This window comes from Cupriavidus sp. GW822-FHT03E04, assembly GCF_058801495.1.
This window is the reverse complement of sequence record NZ_JBXANI010000016.1, coordinates 1-18,588: the sequence shown is the minus strand read 5'-3', so window position 1 is coordinate 18,588 and position 18,588 is coordinate 1. Positions and strand designations below refer to the sequence as shown.

Annotated in this window: 16 protein-coding genes and 1 tRNA gene; 7 read left to right on the top strand and 10 right to left on the bottom strand. The window is 65.7% G+C overall.

Annotation, left to right across the window (positions count from 1 at the left end):
- Positions 1-116 precede the first annotated feature (116 nt).
- Positions 117-191: transfer RNA gene (locus AC1RQC_RS23240), tRNA-Cys, on the bottom strand.
- Positions 192-310: 119 nt separating this feature from the next.
- Positions 311-730: a hotdog fold thioesterase gene (locus tag AC1RQC_RS23235; RefSeq protein ID WP_492374761.1), complete on the bottom strand. Its 420-nt coding sequence runs from the start codon at positions 728-730 to the stop codon at positions 311-313.
- A 321-nt stretch (positions 731-1,051) separates the two neighbouring features.
- On the opposite strand from AC1RQC_RS23235, the gene AC1RQC_RS23230 reads away from it, so the two are divergent.
- The 4 genes from AC1RQC_RS23230 to AC1RQC_RS23215 are packed head-to-tail and all read left to right on the top strand — an operon-like array spanning position 1,052 to position 6,001.
- The gene (locus tag AC1RQC_RS23230; protein ID WP_492374760.1) at positions 1,052-2,833 is read left to right on the top strand and encodes a putative bifunctional diguanylate cyclase/phosphodiesterase; all 1,782 of its coding nucleotides are present in this window, start codon (positions 1,052-1,054) and stop codon (positions 2,831-2,833) included.
- Positions 2,834-2,841: 8 nt separating this feature from the next.
- Positions 2,842-4,284, top strand: a complete 1,443-nt coding sequence (locus AC1RQC_RS23225; RefSeq protein ID WP_492884774.1) for an HDOD domain-containing protein — start codon at positions 2,842-2,844, stop codon at positions 4,282-4,284.
- 48 nt (positions 4,285-4,332) lie between these two features.
- Positions 4,333-4,692 (top strand): phosphonate transporter, encoded by a 360-nt coding sequence (locus AC1RQC_RS23220; RefSeq protein WP_492374758.1) that lies wholly within the window; start codon positions 4,333-4,335, stop codon positions 4,690-4,692.
- Positions 4,693-4,699: 7 nt separating this feature from the next.
- Positions 4,700-6,001: a sensor domain-containing diguanylate cyclase gene (locus AC1RQC_RS23215; RefSeq protein WP_492810386.1), complete on the top strand. Its 1,302-nt coding sequence runs from the start codon at positions 4,700-4,702 to the stop codon at positions 5,999-6,001.
- Position 6,002: 1 nt separating this feature from the next.
- Here the strand turns inward: AC1RQC_RS23215 and AC1RQC_RS23210 are convergent, their stop codons facing one another.
- The 5 genes from AC1RQC_RS23210 to glmU form a co-directional block, all read right to left on the bottom strand.
- Positions 6,003-6,323: a hypothetical protein gene (locus AC1RQC_RS23210; protein WP_492828809.1), complete on the bottom strand. Its 321-nt coding sequence runs from the start codon at positions 6,321-6,323 to the stop codon at positions 6,003-6,005.
- Positions 6,324-6,547: 224 nt separating this feature from the next.
- Complete coding sequence (locus AC1RQC_RS23205; RefSeq protein ID WP_492374755.1) at positions 6,548-7,318, bottom strand: response regulator transcription factor; 771 nt, start codon at positions 7,316-7,318, stop codon at positions 6,548-6,550.
- Positions 7,315-9,282: a sensor histidine kinase gene (locus tag AC1RQC_RS23200; RefSeq protein WP_492884772.1), complete on the bottom strand. Its 1,968-nt coding sequence runs from the start codon at positions 9,280-9,282 to the stop codon at positions 7,315-7,317. The genes AC1RQC_RS23205 and AC1RQC_RS23200 overlap by 4 nt, the downstream gene beginning before the upstream one ends.
- A gap of 646 nt (positions 9,283-9,928) precedes the next feature.
- Positions 9,929-11,767 carry a glutamine--fructose-6-phosphate transaminase (isomerizing) gene (gene glmS, locus AC1RQC_RS23195; protein ID WP_492374753.1) on the bottom strand — a complete coding sequence of 613 codons (1,839 nt, stop codon included), beginning with the start codon at positions 11,765-11,767 and terminating at the stop codon, positions 9,929-9,931.
- A 120-nt stretch (positions 11,768-11,887) separates the two neighbouring features.
- Positions 11,888-13,249 (bottom strand): bifunctional UDP-N-acetylglucosamine diphosphorylase/glucosamine-1-phosphate N-acetyltransferase GlmU, encoded by a 1,362-nt coding sequence (gene glmU, locus AC1RQC_RS23190; RefSeq protein WP_253932589.1) that lies wholly within the window; start codon positions 13,247-13,249, stop codon positions 11,888-11,890.
- 179 nt (positions 13,250-13,428) lie between these two features.
- Between glmU and AC1RQC_RS23185 the strand changes: the two genes are divergently transcribed.
- Positions 13,429-14,373: a DUF6279 family lipoprotein gene (locus AC1RQC_RS23185; RefSeq protein ID WP_492374752.1), complete on the top strand. Its 945-nt coding sequence runs from the start codon at positions 13,429-13,431 to the stop codon at positions 14,371-14,373.
- Between the two features lie 34 nt (positions 14,374-14,407).
- Here the strand turns inward: AC1RQC_RS23185 and ttcA are convergent, their stop codons facing one another.
- From ttcA to AC1RQC_RS23170, 3 genes are all read right to left on the bottom strand, one after another.
- On the bottom strand, positions 14,408-15,349 hold the full coding sequence (gene ttcA, locus AC1RQC_RS23180; protein WP_492884770.1) for a tRNA 2-thiocytidine(32) synthetase TtcA: 942 nt from the start codon (positions 15,347-15,349) through the stop codon (positions 14,408-14,410).
- Positions 15,350-15,512: 163 nt separating this feature from the next.
- On the bottom strand, positions 15,513-15,926 hold the full coding sequence (locus tag AC1RQC_RS23175) for a dihydroneopterin aldolase (RefSeq protein ID WP_459372687.1): 414 nt from the start codon (positions 15,924-15,926) through the stop codon (positions 15,513-15,515).
- Positions 15,927-15,996: 70 nt separating this feature from the next.
- Positions 15,997-16,827, bottom strand: a complete 831-nt coding sequence (locus AC1RQC_RS23170) for an SDR family oxidoreductase (protein ID WP_492884768.1) — start codon at positions 16,825-16,827, stop codon at positions 15,997-15,999.
- Positions 16,828-16,842: 15 nt separating this feature from the next.
- Between AC1RQC_RS23170 and AC1RQC_RS23165 the strand changes: the two genes are divergently transcribed.
- Both AC1RQC_RS23165 and AC1RQC_RS23160 read left to right on the top strand, forming a co-directional pair.
- Positions 16,843-18,051, top strand: coding sequence for a class I SAM-dependent methyltransferase (locus tag AC1RQC_RS23165; RefSeq protein ID WP_492810374.1), 1,209 nt, complete (start codon positions 16,843-16,845; stop codon positions 18,049-18,051).
- A gap of 36 nt (positions 18,052-18,087) precedes the next feature.
- Positions 18,088-18,282, top strand: a complete 195-nt coding sequence (locus AC1RQC_RS23160) for a DUF2905 domain-containing protein (RefSeq protein WP_150992005.1) — start codon at positions 18,088-18,090, stop codon at positions 18,280-18,282.
- Positions 18,283-18,588: the final 306 nt, after the last annotated feature.

The window sequence follows — 18,588 nt, the reverse complement described above, 5'->3', positions numbered from 1 at the left end:
GGCCAAGGCAAAATAGCTTGACGGGAAAGGGAAAGAACAAAGGGAAATGGAAAGGAGCGCGAAGCATCGCGGCGCCCGGCTACATGGCGCGATCGCCCTGGCCATGACCGCAATACTGGAGGCGGGGGAACGGAATTGAACCGCCGTGTACGGCTTTGCAGACCGTCGCATAACCACTCTGCCACCCCGCCGCTGCCGGGACGCCGCGCTTTGGCGCCCGCTTACAGTGCGGGGCGCAGTTTAGCCGGAAATGAGAAACTCTGCACGGGGCGCACAACGGCGCCCGCACGCTTGCCGAAGGCCGGGGCGATCAGCGCGAAAGAATGGACATGGTGATCCGGGAGACGCACACCATCTTGCCTTCTTCGTTGCGGATCTCGATGGCCCATACATGGGTGGTGCGGCCGATATGCACCGGCGTGGCGGTGCCGGTGACATAGCCCGTGCGCGCCGCGCGCACATGGTTCGCATTGATGTCGAGCCCGACACAATATTGGGTCTCGCTATCCAGGCACAGGCTGGCGGCGCAACTGCCCAGCGTCTCCGCCAGCAGTACCGAAGCGCCGCCGTGCAGGATGCCATGCGGCTGCACGGTGCGGCGGTCCACCGGCATGCGTGCACTGAGCGAAGTCTCGCTGATCTCGGTGAACTCGATGCCCAGTTGCTCGACAGCGGTGTCCTTGTGGCGAGCCTGGAGGTCTTTCAGGGAGGGGGGTGATTTCCACAGCATGCACGGTCTCCGATTGGTTTGTGCTGCATTCTAAAGGCAGTAGTCCGCGGACGTTCGCGGGGCGGCGCGTGCCCGGCCGATTCGGGGCGGCCACGCTTGGGCCATCGATGTATCGGATCCCACTGTGCAACGGCGCCACAAACTCTTGCCAGGCAACGCATTCGGGTGATCGGATGTTGCGGTTAAGCGTTAAACTGGCATGCGCAGCATGGTTAACATGCACCTAAAATCACATTAATGCGCGAGCCAGCCTGGCACGGTTGCGCTGGCGGCACTCGATTACCAGACGCTCAATTCGGCCCGAGCTTCAACCAGAGTTCCATGACGTCGTTTACGTATGACGCAGTTCTAGCGGACGAGCCCCCTGAATGGCCATCCTCCGACCGGAACCCACTGTTATCCGCCGGGGGATCGGCGCGGGATGCCTGGGCATTGCTCGAGGCTTCGGGCGCGCTCGCCCTGCAGATCGATGTCGCGGGCAACATCATCCTGGCAACCGAAGCCTCGGCGCAGTTGCTTGCCTATCCCCGGGAATACCTTCTTAAATCCTCGATCCTGGATGTCGTCTCGTTCGAGCAGCGCGAGCAGCTCGCCGGGCTGCTGCGTGCCTGCGAGCAGGAAGCGCCGTGCAAGACCGGCCGCATCCGCTTCTCCGGCGGCGTCGGCGAAAGCCGCTGGCTGGACCTGCGCGTGTGCCGCCATGCCGACGAGGACGGCAACCCGAGCTTGCTGCTGTTTGGCTACGACGTGACCGACTGGGTCGACAACGAAGAACGGCTCATCGAGGCGTCCTTTCGCGACCCGCTCACCGGCGTAGGCAACCGCGCCATGGTGCGCGAACGCATTGCCGGGTACTTTGCCGAAGATGGCACGGCAAAGGCGCCATTTGCGCTTGCCCTGATGGACCTCGACGGGTTCAAGAAGGTCAACGACTCGCTCGGCCATGAATTTGGCGACGCCTTGCTCAAGCAAGTCAGCGTGCGGCTGCTCGGGGCGGTTCGCCCGACGGACATGGTCGCGCGGCTGGGCGGCGATGAGTTCGTGCTGCTGCTCGACGGGATCGCCTCGGAAGCGGCCGCCATCGGCATCGTGGAGAAGGTGATCCATGTCTGCAGGCAGCCTTTTCACCTGGCCGGTTGCCAGATCCGCGTCACCACCAGCCTGGGGCTCACCTTCGGCACGCTGGCCCATCAGTCCGAGTCGCAATTGCTAAAGCGTGCGGACCTGGCCATGTATGACGCCAAGGCGCAGGGCAAGAATCGATACTGCGTCTACACGCCGGAGCTGGAGCATCGGCTGGATGAGCAGTTCCGGATCGAACAGAACATGTTCGAGGCCGTCCAGAACGGCGAGTTCCTGCTTCACTACCAGCCGATCGTGTGGCCCGGCTCCGGCAAGGTCTGCGCGGTCGAGGCGCTGATGCGGTGGCAACACCCGACGGGGTCCATCCCGCCGGGCGTGTTTATCCCGGTTGCGGAGCATAACGGCCTCATCAACCATCTCGGGGCGTGGGCGCTGCGCTGCGCCTGTGCGCAGCTGGCCAGCTGGGACGCGCTCGGGCTGGACGTGGGATACATATCGGTCAATGTCTCTCCGGTCCAGTTCAGGCACCCCGGCTTCGCGGACAGCGTCAGGCGGGCCATCAAAGATGCCGGCGTCAGCTCGCACCGGCTGGTCCTGGAAATCACGGAAGGCGCGTTGATGACCGACCCCGAGGCAGCGCAAGACTTGTTGACGGAGTTGCGCGCATTGGGCGTGCGGTTCGCGGTCGACGACTTCGGCACGGGGTATTCCAGCTTGTCGTACCTGCGCCGCTTCCCGCTCTCGGCACTGAAGATCGACCAGAGCTTTGTGGCCGACATGATGGACTCCCCGCATGCGCGGACCATCGTGTTTGCCGTGTTGTCGCTCGCGCGGGAACTCGGGCTGGTGGCCATCGCCGAAGGCGTGGAGTCGGACGAGCAAAGCCAGTTGCTGGCCGAGCAAGGCTGTGAGCTGGTGCAGGGCTGGCGCTATGCAAAGGCAATGAGCCCGGCCCAGTTCGTGGACCTGGCGCAAGCCGGCACGCTGCAGCTTGGCAATGCCCAAGTGTTCTCGAAGTAGGCGCCGCCATGTCAAACAATGAAAGCAATACGCTCTTCGAGACACTATGGAGCCGCATGGCGCAGCAAGGGGATTTCCCCACGCTGCAGTTCTGCATCGACAACGTTTTCAAGACGCTCAACAGCGACACCAGCGTCGGCGAGATGGCTGCGGGCGTGCTCTGCGATTTCAGCTTGTCGCAAAAGGTCATACGCCTGGCCAACTCCGCCATGTATCGCTCGTTCGGGGGCGAAGTCACGACGGTGTCGCGCGCCATCCTGGTCCTGGGGGTTGAAGCGATCAGCCACCTCACGCTCGGGGTCCAGTTGCTGGACTATTTCTCCGGGGTAGCCATCAACCGGCCGCAGGCCACCACTGAACTGAAGCAGGCCCTGATCGCCGGCGAGTTCACGCGCGCGCTCAGCAACGCCCAAGGCATCAGGCAGGCGGAAGAAGCCGTGGTCTGCACGTTGATGCACCACATGAGCCGCCTGCTTCTGGTCTTCTACTTTGCCGAGGAGTGGGAACAGATCCAGGCCCTGTGCAAGGGCGATTCCGAGAAGGAAAGCGAAGCGTGCCAGCAAGTGCTGGGCGTCACCCTCGAAGACATCGCGGCAGCGGCGGCGATCAAATGGAGGTTGCCCAGCCTGATCGCGACGTCGATGCGCTGCCAGCGCTTCGACTCGGATTCGGTGCTGGAATCCCACGCCGACTGGCTGGGCGCGATTGCCAACATCTCCTCCCGGGCCGCCACGCTGGTGGCAAGGGACGCGCCGCAGGAAGAGGTCCAGGCCTTGCTGCTGGATCACGCCGAGGCACTGGGCCTGCAAGCAGGTGCGGTGGAAGGCGCAGTCCTGCAGGCCCTGGCACTGAACGTCTCCATGACCAATGCGGAGTCACCCGAAGCGGCCAAGGCCACCCCCGCCCTGAATGCCGGTAAGCCGAAGGATGCCCTCAAGCGCCTTCAGCAAAGCCTGCAGGAAGTACAGCGCGAGGGCGGCGAGCTGCCGGTCTCCGAGCTGGCGCCGCTGGTGCTCGAATCGGCCATGCGGGCGCTGAACTTCTCGCATTGCTTCCTCATGCTGCTCAACCCCATGGCGAAGCGTTTTGGCGCACGGGTTGGATTTGGCGAGGGCATGCGCGAGAAGATGGAAGCGCTATCCTTCGAAGAGGGCTTCGTCCCCGATATCTTTCACTTCGCCGCCATCGGCAACAAGCCGCTGCTGTTCGAAGACTCCTTTGACAAAGAGGTGGCGCACCGCGTGCCCCGCTGGTATCGGGAACAGATGCCCGATGCCCGCTCCATCCTGCTGGCGCCCGTGATGATCAAGAATCGCTGCGTCGCCATGATCTGCGGAGACTGGGGCCCGACGGCCTGCACGGGCGGGCTGTCCGATGGAGAGATGGAAGCCATCAGCCTGCTGACGCGGGAGATCTCGGCGAGCTTCCTCAGGTCTGCCGAGCACAGGTAGGCGCGGTGCTGGCCGCAGGCATTGTTACCCCCGGATTGAAAAATTAGGATGAGGATGATTTTTTCGGAGATTTCGCTGGAGCAGCTGGATAGCCTCTCGGCACAGGATGCCGACGCACTGCCCTTCGGCACCATCGGCTTTGCGTCGACGGGCATCGTCGAGCGTTACAACGCCACCGAATCGCGGCTCGCGGGATTGTCCCCGGAACGGGTGCTCGGCCGGCATTTCTTTGCCGAGGTGGCCATCTGCATGAACAATTTCATGGTGGCCCAGCGCTTCGAGGATGCCGATTCGCTGGACGAAACCATCGACTATGTCCTCACCCTGCGCATGCGCCCCACGCCGGTCAAGCTCCGCTTGCTCAAGAGTCCCGGCCGCGACCGGCTCTATGTGCTGATCCAGCGATAGGCGCGCCATGGCAATGGCACATCCCGGGGAGAGCCAGGGCGACCTGGCCGCTCTCGCGGCCGAGAACGAGGAATTGCTGACCTTCCTCTATATGTCTCCGGCAGGCATCCTGCGCATCGACGCAGCCGGCAACGTGGCGATGGCAAACCCCAAGGCAGCCCAGGTGTTGATGCCCATCTCGCGCACGGGCAGCCTGGACAATCTCTTTGCCGTATTCGAGGACCTGGCTCCTGAGCTAAGGAGCATGGCGGCCACGTTCGCGCATGAGCGCGGCTATATCTGCGAGAACCATCGCATCTTCCTGCCCACGCGCAAACAGCAGGAGCCCAATGTCCTGTCCTGCTCCATGCTGCGCGTCGCCCAGGACTGCACGATGGTGGTGCTCACGGACATCTCGAAGGTGGTCGCGCAGGAGCGCAACCTCAAGCAGACCGAATCCTGGCTCGCCGCGGTCTATTCGGCGGTGAATGATTTCGCGTACTTCTCCCTGGACGCCACCGGCCGGATCGACAGCTGGAACCAGTCCGGCCAGCGCCAGACCGGCTTCGAAACGCAGGACGTGGAAGGCGCCACGCTGCGCCTGTTCTGCCATCCGGACAGCGACTTCCCCGCGCGGCTCGACGAGCAGCTCCGGCTCACGCGCGAAAGCGGCTGGCATGTTGAAGAGCTATGGTGCGTCACCCGTGACGGCCGGCGTTACTGGGGCCAGTTGCTGGTGGCGGCACTGGAGGAGATCGACGGCAAGGTTTCCGGCTACTCGGTCGTGCTGCGCGATGTCACGGAACGCAAGCTCAGCATCGACAAGGTCAAGGAGCTGCTCACCAGGGACCATCTGACGGGGGCCGCCAACCGCGGGCATTTCTTCGACGTCGGCGAGGCGGAAGTGGTGCGTGCCCGGCGCCTGCGGCAACCCTTGTCGGTCGTCATGCTGGACGCCGACCATTTCAAGGCCATCAACGACAACCTCGGCCACGCGGCGGGCGACCATGTCCTCAAGGAACTGGTCGCCTGCTGCCAGGGCGTGCTGCGCGCCATCGATATCATTGCCCGGCTGGGCGGGGAGGAGTTTGCCCTGCTGCTGCCGTCGACCGATGCGGATGGCGCCAGGGCGACGGCACAGCGCATCCGGCAAGCGGTGGAGCAGCACGCGTTCCACTTCAATGGCGTGGACATCCGCTGCACGGTAAGTCTGGGTTGCGCCACGATGCCTGGCGCCGGGGGCACGCTGGACGATGTGCTGGCAGCGGCCGACAAGGCCCTTTACCAGGCCAAGGCCGCGGGCAGGAACTGCGTGGCGAGCCAGGACTGATCTAGCCCGAACCCTGCGCCGGGCCGGCGGCAGGTGCCCCGGCCGCCGCGGCTCTCGCCTTCGCGCGGTTCCACGCATTGCCAATCGCAAGCCCGGCGGAAGTCGGGACATACATGCTGGAGTCCTCGGCCGTGCTGCCGTCGTGCTGCAGCAAGCCTGAATCCATCATCTTGCGGATCTGCCAGCGGTGAACGACCTCGTCATTGCCTTGCGCGCCAGGTTCCATCAGCACGACGCTTGGCAAGAGCCTGCCCCAGGGATCGCGAGCGATGCGCAGGATCGCCCCGTTGGCCACTCTTCCCAATAGCTCGCTCTGCCTCATTCTTGCTCCACGCTACTTATGCTTCTGATGCTTCTTCCCGGGTGTGGCGGGCATCGAGGTTTCCCGCGCGGCCGACGACACCTTTAAGCCAACCGGCCAGCCCCGTGACGGGGGGTGAGCATACAAAAATCCACGCCGGCAAAGCTCACAAATACTCACAAATACGCACAAATACTCGCAAGCACGCGACAAGCCCAAAACCGCTCGCCGCCGGCCTCCCAGCGCTATCCCTCAGCCTGGCCCAGCCAGCGCTGCGCCAGCAAGTAGCCGACGCCACGCACCGTGCGGATCGCCGGGCCATGCGGCCAAGCCTGCGAGAGCTTTCCGCGCAGCCGGCTGATGGCGACCTCAAGCCGGTGCTCGTCGAAGTCAAGGTAGTTGCCACCCAGCGCTTCCACCAATTGGCGGCGGCCGGCGGGATCCGGCGCGCTGCGCCGCAAGGCCTGCAGCAGCTGGCCTTCCATGCGCGTGAGCAGGAGCGGGTTGCCATCCGGCGTGATGGCCATGAGACGGCGCGCATCGAGGCACCAGGCCGGCGCGGGCGCACCGGCCAGCGGCGGCGGAGGCAGATCAGGCGTCACGGGACCGAGGCGGCGCAGCAGGTTGGCGATCACCAGCAGCAGCTCTTCCGTGCGCGCCGGCTTGACGAGATAGCCATCGGCGCCGCCGCGCAGCCCGGCGAGCCGGTCGTGGGCCATGCCGCGCGCGGTCAGCATGACGATGCCCAAGTCGGGCCGGGTCCGGCGCAGGCGCTCGCAGATCGACAACCCGTCCTCATCCGGAAGACCCAGGTCCAGTATCAGCAGCCGGCACGGCTGGCTGGCCAGGTGCGCGTCCAGCGCGGCTGCATCGGCCAGGCTCGCGACGGCATAGCCGGCGTGGGTCAAGTGAAAGGCCAGCTCCGTGCGCAGGCGCTCGTTGTCCTCGACCAGCGCAATGGAAACCCGTTCGGACATCCTGCTTGCGGCGGCATCGGAAGCGGCGGCGACAGTCATGCGGCCTCCGGCAGCCACGCCACGAAGCAGGCCCCCTCGCGCCAGCCCTGATCGCAGCACAGGGTCCCGCCATGCAGCTCCATGATCTTGCGCGCCAGCGGCAGGCCCAACCCGAGGCCGGGCTGGTCGGCAATCTCACCGAGCCGGCGGAATTTCTCGAAGATCACGTCTTCCTTGCCCAAGGGCACACCGGGCCCCTGGTCGCGAATGCGCCAGGCCACGCCGCGCACGCCTTCGCGCATGCCAGCGGCGATGTCGATCAGGATGCGGCTGGCCGGGTAAGCGTACTTGAGCGCGTTGTCGAGCAGGTTGAGCAAGGCGAAGTGCAGCAGGCGGACATCCCCATCGAGCTGGGGCAACCCGGCGCCGGCCTCCAGGGATACCCGGGCCGCCGCTTGCGGCTCGATCGACGCGAGCACGTCCCGGCTGAGTTCGGCGAAGCCGAACGGCGCAGTGTCGAGGTGCTGTTCGCCGGGCACCAGCCGCTCGCGCGCCTCGGCCAGCTCCATCAGGAGCTTCAGCCGCCGCACGGCCAGCTGGATGCTTTGGTAGCGGCTCTCGCGCTGCACGCGGTCGCCGCCGATGTCATCGAGCAGGCGCAGGCTATAGGCCGCGGCATCGATCACCGCCACCGGCGTGCGGACCTCATGCGTCATCATCGCGAGCAAACGGCTTTGCTCCTCGAACGCACGCCGCTCGCGCAGGGAAGACGCCATGGCCTCGCGGGCCTGCTGCCGCTCGCTCTTGCGCTCGCTTTCCGCTTCGCGCACGCGCAGCACAATGGTCAGGTGCAGCGCCAGCATCAGCGGCAGGTCGAGCAGGTGTACGCTTTGCGTGGTGATGGCGCACAGCGGCAACAGGCCGAACGCGCCAAGGCAGCCAGGCAGGATGATGAGGCAATACAGCAAAAGCGAAGCCACGACCAGCCGTCCGGAAGCCCCTCCGGTGCGCCACAGGTGAAGATAGACGGGAATCGAGAACAATTGCCCCAGCAACACCCCGGTATAGAGCACGGAAACCGCGGTACCGTAGTGATCGCTCGATGACGACAAGGCGACCACCAGACCCGTCAGCATGAGCCCCCGGTGATAGCGCAGCAGGCGCGGCGCGCGCTCGCGCAACTGCAGCAAGCAGATCACGAACAAGCTGGCGCATGCCCATTGAAGCCCCACCAGGGCCTTGGCGGCCAATAGCGGCACGGTGGCATCGTGCGGAAAGAGAAACTGGCTGGCCAGGCCGTCAGCGGCAAACCAGCGCAGGGTAGCCACGGCCACGAGCAAGGAAAAAGCCCCGTAGAGCGCGCGGCGGGTCAGCAGCCAGCCTGCCAGGTAGAAGAGCACCGCCGTGGCCATGAAACCCAGGTGCATGCCATAGCCGATGTTGGCGGCCGCGCTTGCCGCGCGCAGCTCGGACCCATGCCACAGCCGCAACGCCACCGCCATCGTGCCGGTGGTCCGGATGCGCAGGTAGAGCACATCCCCCGGCTGCGGCTGCACAAGCCGGAAGGCCAGGTTGCGGCTACGCCCATCGGGTCCGTCGCGGGCATCGAAGGGCAGCGCGTTGCCGCTGCGGCGCTCCGCCCAGGCGCCGTTCGCTGTTGCCTGGTACAGGCGCACATCGTCAAGCGCCCCCGGCCAGATCTCCAGCCAGCGCTCGCCACCCTGGGCCGCCGCGGACAGCACCACCTTGAGCCAGACCACGTCATGGGTAAAACCCTCGTTCAGGCCACCGCGCAATGGCTGGAATCCATCGGCATGCGCGGCAACCTGCGCGATCGTGAGTCGCCCGCCCGGATCGCGCAACCAGGACACGTCGGGGTTTTGCAGGGGCAGCGGGCCGGCATCGGAGGCCCAGGCCCGCGCCACCAGCAGCCAGGCCAGCATGCCGATGAGACCGGCCGCATGGAGGCGGCGGGTCAGCATGACGCCAGCGCCGTGGTGCCAGGGCGGGTTGGCTGCGCTCATGCGGCGAAACCAGGCAGCCGGATCACAGGACCGATCCTGCGGCACTGCGTGGCGCATGGCCGTGACCGTCCGCTGCCGGGATGCTGGAACAGCAAGAATTACGAGAATTGCGAGGCCGCAGGCGCGTGACGCCGCCGACTGGGCGCGCCAGCAATTCTGGGTGGCTGAGGAGCCGCCCAGCAAGCCAATCTTCAGTCATTCCCGAGGCAAGGTGTGCGGCGGGACTCCTAGAGCACCTGGTCCGCATTATCGTATTTGGTGTTTTATCTTTTTATCTTTTTGTCTTCTACCCGCTGATCTGCTGATCTGCTGATCTGGATCTGCAGGAGGCCCGGTGCCGGGCACGTCTTCGGCGAGAACGCAGCCGAGCGAGATTTTTGGCTATTGGCCGGGATTATTCAAGTCAGCCAAACGGACGAGGCGAACCCGCGGCGTTAGCCGATAGCGAAGTAGGCAACTCACCGATAGCGGGCGGCGAGCCAAAAGGCCATGCTGAAACCAGCATCGGCGCGGAACCGGCCACCTGGCCGCGCGCCCTCCACCGGCAACTGGCATGAATACGTGCTTACCCATGCCGGCCATGCCGCACGGCCGGCCAGGCGTTCCTGGCCATGCCGTGCGGCGCGGCTCGCAGCTATCCCTTGCGTTACTCCACCGTGACCGACTTGGCCAGGTTACGCGGCTTGTCCACGTCGGTGCCGCGCGCGCAGGCGGTATGGTAAGCCAGCAATTGCAGCGGCACCACGTGCAGGATCGGCGACAGGTCGCCGTAGTGCTCGGGCAGGCGGATCACCTGGATGCCTTCGGTGGAATGGATGTGGGTGTCGCTGTCGGCGAACACATACAGCCGGCCGCCGCGGGCGCGCACTTCCTGGATGTTGGACTTCAGCTTTTCCAGCAGCGCGTCGTTGGGCGCCACCGTGACCACGGGCATGGCCTCGGTCACCAGCGCCAGCGGGCCGTGCTTGAGCTCGCCGGCCGGATAGGCTTCGGCGTGGATGTACGAGATTTCCTTGAGCTTGAGCGCGCCTTCCAGGGCGATCGGGTAATGCAGGCCACGGCCCAGGAACAGCGCGTTCTCGCGGCGGGCGAAGTCCTCGGACCAGGAGATGATCTGCGGCTCCAGCGCCAGCACGCCGTGCAGGGCCACGGGCAGGTGGCGCAGGTTGGTCAGCGCCGCGGCTTCCGCCTCGGCCGTGAGCCTGCCGCGTACCTTGGCCAGCGCCAGGGTCAGCATGTACAGCGCGGCGAGCTGGGTGGTGAAGGCCTTGGTCGACGCGACGCCGATCTCGGTGCCGGCACGCGTCAGGAAGCGCAGCACGGTCTCGCGCACCATGGCGCTGGTGGACACATTGCACACAGCCAGGGTATGCGTGTGGCCCAGCGACTTGGCGTGGCGCAGGGCAGCCATGGTATCGGCGGTCTCGCCAGACTGCGAGATCACCACCACCAGCGCGCGCGGGTTGGGCACGGTTTCGCGGTAGCGGTACTCGCTTGCCACCTCGACCTGGGTCGGGATCTTGGCCACGGATTCGAGCCAGTACTTGGCGGTGCAGCCCGAGTAATAGCTGGTGCCGCAAGCCAGGATCAGCACGCTGTCGATCTCGCTGAACACGCTCTGGGCGGTCTCGCCGAACAGTTCCGGAGTAATGGCGTCGATGCCTTCCAGCGTATCGCCGAGCGCGCGCGGCTGCTCGAAGATTTCCTTCTGCATGAAGTGGCGGTACGGGCCCAGCTCTACCGCCGCGGCGTGCGTCTCGACCACGCGCACTTCGCGCTCGACCAGGTGGTCGTGCACGTCGCGGATGGTAGCGCCTTCGCGGGTGAGTTCCACCACGTCGCCTTCTTCCAGGTAGATGATGCGGTTGGCGGTACCCGCCACGGCCAGCGCGTCGGAAGCCAGGAAGGATTCGTTGTCGCCCAGCGCCACCACCAGCGGCGAGCCGGCGCGGGCGCCGACCACGCGTTCCGGATGGTCCTTGGAGAACACGGCAATGGCGTAGGCGCCGTGCAGGCGCTTGGTCACGGCACGCACCGAGGCGAACAGGTCGCCGCGCGTGGCGCTGCTCGGGTAGGTGTAGACCTGGTGGATCAGGTGGGCCACCACTTCGGTGTCGGTCTGCGACTCGAAGCCATAGCCGGCGGCGCGCAGCTCTTCGCGCAGCGGCTCGTAGTTCTCGATGATGCCGTTGTGCACCAGCGCGATGGACTCGCCCGAGAAATGCGGGTGGGCGTTAGTGGTGTCGGGCTTGCCATGCGTGGCCCAGCGCGTATGCGCCACGCCGGTCATGCCGGTCAGGCCGGACGCGCGGGTCTGCTCGTCCAGGTCGGCCACGCGCGAGACCGTGCGGGCGCGCTCGAGCGCGTTGTCGCGCACTACCGCTACGCCGCAGGAATCATAGCCACGGTACTCGAGGCGACGCAGTCCTTCGATCAGGACCGGAACAATATTGCGCGAGGAAACCCCGCCGACGATGCCGCACATATTCTTCTCCCACAGGGCGCGGACACGGCCGCACCGGATGATTGGCGCGAGGACGGCGCTGCCGTCTCCCGCGAGTTGCCATTGCCGCCCGGCCGTATCCCGGCCAGGCGGCGGCGGGGCTTATTTCTTGGCTTGCTTGACCGGGCGCTGCCACGCGTCGAGCGTCATCTGCTTGGAGCGCGACAGCGTCAGCTTGTCGGCCGCCGCCTCCTTGGTCAGCGTGGTGCCGGCGCCAATGGTGGCGCCGCGGCGCACGGTCACCGGCGCGACCAGCTGCGTATCGGAACCGATAAAGACATCGTCCTCGATGACGGTGCGGTATTTGTTCGCGCCATCGTAGTTGCAGGTGATGGTGCCCGCGCCGATGTTGACGCGCGAGCCAACCGTGGCGTCGCCTACGTAGGCAAGGTGGTTAGCCTTGCTGTGCGCGGCGATCTGGCTGTTCTTGACCTCGACGAAGTTGCCGATGTGCACATCCTCGCCCAGCACCGTGCCGGGACGCAGGCGCGCGTACGGGCCGATGCGGCCGGCCGCGCCAACGCTGGCATCCTCGAAATGGCAGAACGGCTGCACCCGCGCGCCAGCGCCCACGGTGCTGTTGCGCAGCACGCAGTTGGCGCCGATATGGGCACCGTCTTCCAGGTGCACGCGGCCTTCGAAAACGCAGTTCACGTCGATGGTGACGTCACGCCCGCAGGTAAGCTCGCCGCGGATATCGATGCGCGCCGGATCCAGCAGCGTCACGCCGGCTTCAAGCAGGCGCTGCGCCAGGTTGCGCTGATGGATGCGCTCGAGCTCGGCGAGCTGCACCTTGCTGTTCACGCCCAGCGTTTCCCACAGCGCATCGGGCTGCGCGGAAACCACTTCCATGCCGTCCGCCACCGCGCGCTCAACGGCGTCGGTCAGGTAATACTCACCCTGGGCGTTGTCATTGCGCAGCGTGGACAGCCAGCGACGCAGGGGGCCGGTGGGTGCAAGGATGATGCCGGTGTTGATCTCACGGATAGCGCGCTGCGGCTCGCTGGCATCCTTTTGCTCGACGATGCGCACGATCTTGCCCGCCTCGCGCACGATGCGGCCATAGCCGGTGGGGTCATCCATCTCGACCGTCAGGATGCCGAAGCGCTCGCTGCCGGCCGCGGCCACCAGGCGCTGCAGCGTGGCGGCTTCGGTCAGCGGCACATCGCCGTACAGCACCAGCGTAGGCTGGCTGTCGTCGAGCAGCGGGAGCGCCTGCGCCACGGCATGGCCGGTGCCAAGCTGCTCTGCCTGCAGGGCGAAGGCAACGTCTGGCGCGCCAACCGCCTCGCGCACGCGGTCGGCGCCATGCCCAACCACCACCACGAGCCGGGTCGGCAACAATTTTCGTGCCGTTTCAATCACATGAGCAAGCAGCGGCCGGCCAGCGAGAGGATGCAGGACCTTGGGCAACGCGGAGTTCATCCGCTTGCCCATTCCTGCAGCGAGAATGACGATATTCACAAGGAGGGTCCTAAGTGAGTGTGTCCAGCAAACAGTATGATTCACCCCCTCGGCGAGCCCGGGGGCCAGCAGCGTTGGCCAGGGTCCTGGCCCGAACCCCGAAACCGGCGGCAAAGCCAGCAACGGTTGGGAATCGCGGGCACGATCAGCTGCCAAAACGCGCGGAAAAGGATTCTATCATGGGCGTTTTGCGCCGTTTGACCGCTTATCCCTTCCTGCGCGGGGACCGTATCCAGCGTCTCCTTCTGGTCACAGCCGTGGTCGCCCTGACGGCCTGCAATGCCCTGAAGCTAGGCTACCAGCAGGGCGACCGGCTCGCCTACTGGTGGATCGACAATTACGTCGACGTCTCCGCCAGCCAGGAACCCCTTACCCGCGATGCCATCGCCCGCTTCTTTGCCTGGCATCGCAAGGACCAGTTGCCTGAGATCGCCGGCCTGCTGCGCCAGGCCAAGAGCGAGGTACAGCAGCCGGTCTCCGCCGCCGCGGTAGGCAAGATCCAGGAGGACGCCCAGCGCCTGGCACGCGTTGCCTTCGATCGCTCCACGCCCGACGTGGCCGACCTGCTGCTGACGCTGACCCCTGAGCAGATCTCCCGCATGGAGAAGAAATTCGCCGATGCCAACGCCAAATACCGCAAGGAATACCTGCGCCCCGACCCGGCGGCCCGCGAGGAAGCCCGGTTCGACAAGGTGATGGACTACGCGCGGCTGGTCTATGGGCGCTTCTCGAGTGACCAGGAGGCCACTATCCGCCGCGCCATGGCGCCCGTGGTACAAGGCGCCGAGGCGCGCTATGCGGAACGCGTCAAGCGCCAGCAGGAATGGCTAGCGCTGGTGCGCCAGGTGCAGGCCGAGCATCCGCCCAAGGCCCAGGTCGTGGAGATGCTAAGGCGCTATGGCGATCACTGGCAGAACCCGCCCACGCGGGAGCGCAATGCCCGTTACGACGCCAACAACGAGGCCGGGCTGGCGCTGACCGCCACCATTGCCAACCTGACCACACCGGAGCAAAAAGCCCACGCGGCGGATCGCTTCCAGAAATGGATCGATGACGCGAACGCGTTGATGCGCGATGGCACCGCCAATGCGGCGGCGCCCCGGCCAACGCGCGCTGAGAACTGACAGGGGCCAGGAGGCCGGGAGGCCGGCCCGTGGCCTATTCGGCGGCAGGCTGCGCCGGGCCGGCGGGCGCGGACTTCTCGAAGCGCACGAATTCCAGCTTGTTCTCTTCCATGCCGCCCGCAAAGACCAGCGGCTGCTGGGAGAAGGTGGTCTCGCCGAACAGCGATGCCTCGTCCACCTTGGCCAGTCCAGTTGCCAGCCCGTTGAAATCGAATAGATCGGTATCGGCCAGATGGGACGGCACCACGCTGCGCAGCGCGGCAAAGATATTGTCGGTGCGCCCCGGATTGGTCCGCTCCCACTCCAGCACCATCTCCTTGACCTTCTTGCGCTGCAGGTTTTCCTGCGAGCCGCACAGGTTGCACGGGATGATCGGGTATTCCATCGCGCGCGCGTAGCTGGCGATGTCCTTTTCAGGGCAATAGGCCAGCGGGCGGATCACGATGTGCTGGCCGTCGTCGGTGGCCAGCTTGGGCGGCATCGCCTTCATCTTGCCGCCGAAGAACAGGTTCAGGAAGAAGGTCTGGATGATGTCGTCGCGATGGTGGCCCAGCGCGATCTTGTTGGCGCCGAGCTCTTTAGCGGTACGGTAGATCACGCCGCGGCGCAGGCGCGAGCACAACGAGCAGGTGGTCTTGCCCTCAGGCACCTTCTCCTTGACGATGGAATAGGTATCCGCGTCGACGATCACGTACTCCACCCCCACCGATTTCAGGTAAGCCGGCAGGATGTGCGCGGGAAAGCCCGGCTGCTTCTGGTCCAGGTTCATCGCAATCAGCTTGAACTTGACCGGCGCGCGCTTTTGCAGCGCCATCAGCACCGACAGCATGGTGTACGAGTCCTTGCCGCCGGAGAGGCACACCAGCACCGTGTCGCCATCCTCGATCATCTTGAAATCGCCGATGGCGCGGCCCGTCTGCGACTGGAGATAGGTCTCCAGACGGAAGAAGTTCTTGGAATGCGTGGTGGCGGTCATGGCGATGGGGTGATGGGGCGAAGGGGCGATCGGGTACGGCAAAGCAAGGGCAAAACGGCGCGCAATGCGGCAGTTGCATCACATGCAAGCTGCGGGGGCCGGAGAACCCGGCATTTTACCGTGAGCCGCCACCCTGCGCCGGCAGCCCGCCAGGGCGGCTTACTTACTGGCCAGCCGGCTCGCTCTTGATGTGGAACACCTCGACGCCGACCGAATCGCAGTCCGGGTACACGTCCGGCTTTTCGGTCGATACGCGCACGGCGCGCACCTTGGGGTGCTTGAGCATGGCGCGCGCCACGTCGTCGCACAGGGTTTCCTGCAGGTGGACGTGGCCCTGCGCCATGCGCTCGGCGACCGTATTGCGCATGAAGTCGTAGTCCACCACTTCCTGCAGCTTGTCGTCCTGCGGCGTGCTCTGGGCCAGCGGCACGAACAGGTCGATATTGATCAGCACGCGCTGTTCGCCCTTTTTCTCGAATTCGTGCACGCCGATATTGATCTGCACTTCGTAGTTGCGCAAGAACATGCGGCGGCAGTCTTGCAGGCTGGGATGTGTGAGGGCGGCGAGCATGGTCATGATGGGAAGAAGAAAAAATGAGGGAGAGGGCGCGCGCGGACTTGGCGCGCGCGCCGGGTACGTTATTCGATCATTCGGTCAGGAACATCACGTCGCGCGCCAGCGGCATCAGGTGCTGGCCGCCGTCGACGTAAAGCGTGGTGCCGGTCACGGCGCGCGCTTCGGCCAGGTAGGCCACCGCCTGCGCGATGTCTTCCGGCGTGGACGACTGCCCCAGCGGCGTCATGCGGTGGGCGCGCCGGAAGCCCGGGCTGGACTGGTCGCCCGAGACCATGGTGATGCCGGGCGCCACGCCCACCACGCGCAGCTTGGGTCCCAGCGCCTGGGCCAGCTGCACGGTAGCCGTCTGCAGCGCCGCCTTGGACAGCGTGTACGACAGGAAGTCCGGATTCAGGTTATCCAGTTTCTGGTCGAGCAGGTTGATGACCACGCCGCGCTGCGTGTCCGACATGGCACGGTGCATTTCGCGCGCGAGCAGCAGCGGCGCGGCCACATTGGTGCGCATATGCGTATCGAGCGAGGCATAGGAAAAGCTGGTGGCCACGTCGTACTGGAACAGCGAGGCATTGTTGACCAGGCAGGTCGGCACGCCCAGCGCATCGGTGCAGGCCTTGATCAGCGCGGCGGTGGAGGCCTCGTCGGCCAGGTCGGCCTGCAGCACGGCGGCACGCTGGCCACCGGCGCGGATCTGTTCGGCCAGCGCCTCGGCCTCGGCCACGGAGCGGTGGCAATGCACCGCCACGTCCCAGCCGCGCTGGGCCAGTTCCAGCGCGATCACACGCCCGAGCCGGCGCGCGGCGCCGGTGACGAGCGCGATACCGCGCGCGGGGGTAGCGGAGGCTGCGGCGGCAACGGTAGCGCCGGCAGGCGATGCGGAGTCAGGGGATTCGGAGGCTGGCATTGCTACAATCGCGGTATGCACAAAGGCGCTAGTTTACCCCTTCCCCCCGCCGACGCGCTGTCGGCGTCCGCCGCGCTGAGCGCGCACATCGGCCAGGCTATCGACGACGCGGGCGGCTGGCTCGGTTTCGACCGCTATATGGCGCTTGCGCTATATGCGCCCGGGCTGGGCTACTACAGCGGCGGCGCCGCCAAGTTCGGCCGCGACGCGCGCGATGGCAGCGACTTCATCACCGCCCCCGAACTCAGCCCGTATTTTGCCCGTACGCTCGCGCGCCAGTTCGCGCCGCTGCTGGCGCAGGGCCTGTCGCAGGTCCTCGAATTCGGCGCCGGCACCGGTCGGCTCGCCGCCGACCTGCTGCTGGCCCTGGAGCAGGAAGGCCAGTTGCCCGAGCGCTACGCCATCGTCGAGCTCTCCGGCGAGCTGCGCGCGCGCCAGCAGGCCACGCTGGCCACGCGCGCGCCGCATCTGGCCCCACGCGTCGCCTGGCTGGATACGCTGCCCGAGCATTTCGAAGGGATCGTGGTCGGCAACGAAGTGCTGGACGCCATGCCAGTGCGGCTGTTCGCCCGCAGCCACGGCCGCTGGCTGGAGCGCGGCGTAGCCCGCCGGGACAGCGATGCTGACGCATCTGACACATCCGATGCAGCCTTCGGCTTCTCGGACCGTCCTGTGGCGGCCGACGCCCTGCCCGCATCCCTGCATGCCGTGGCCGGAGACCATGACATCGTCACCGAAACCCACGCCGAGGCCGAAGGCTTCATGCGCGCAGTGGGCACGATGCTCACGCGGGGTGCGGTGTTCCTGATCGATTACGGTTTCCCCGCTGCCGAGTACTACCATCCGCAGCGTGTCGGCGGCACGCTGATGTGCCACTACCGCCATCACGCCCACCCGGACCCCTTCCTCTACCCTGGCCTGCAGGACATCACCGCCCACGTCAACTTCAGCGGCATCGCCCACGCCGCGGCCGATGCCGGGCTGACGGTGGCCGGCTTCGCCTCGCAGGCGCGCTTCCTGATGAACGCCGGCATCACCGAGCTGCTGATGGCGCTGGACCCCAACGACACGCGCAACTTCCTGCCCGCCGCCAACGCGGTGCAAAAGCTGCTGTCCGAGGCCGAGATGGGCGAACTGTTCAAGGTGATCGCGCTGACCCGCGACTTTGATGCGGCGCTGCCGCTGGCAGGCTTCGCACGCGGCGATCGCAGCCACGCGCTATAGTCCGCGCATCTCACCTCATCCTTTAGGCACGCCCACATGCTGCGCTGGACCCTCACCATCTTCCTGGCCGTCATCGTGCTGTCCGCGGCACTGCCCTGGCTGCAGAAGCTGGGGTTGGGGCGGCTGCCGGGGGATTTGCGGTTTCGGTTGTTTGGGCGGGAGTTTGTGTTGCCGTTTGCTTCGACGGTTTTGTTGTCGATGGTGGCGTTGGTGATTGGGAAGTTGTTTTAGGGTGTGGGGCGGATACTGCGGATACTGCGGACACTGCTGGCCTGCAACTGCAGCTACAACTGCAACTACAACTACAACTGCAACTACAACTGCAACTACAACTGCAACTACAACTGCAACGGCTTAACGTCAACTTCAACTGCAGTTTCACCACCCCTGCGGGGCGGCGACCTACTTTTTTGTCTTGCCAAAAAAGTAGGCAAAAAAGGCGCGCCGGATGGGGCGACACCCCCTCGGGATTTCACGAAAAGAGCGGCCGGGACCCAAACTCGCATCGCCTTAAGGCGATACTCAGACATGGGTCCC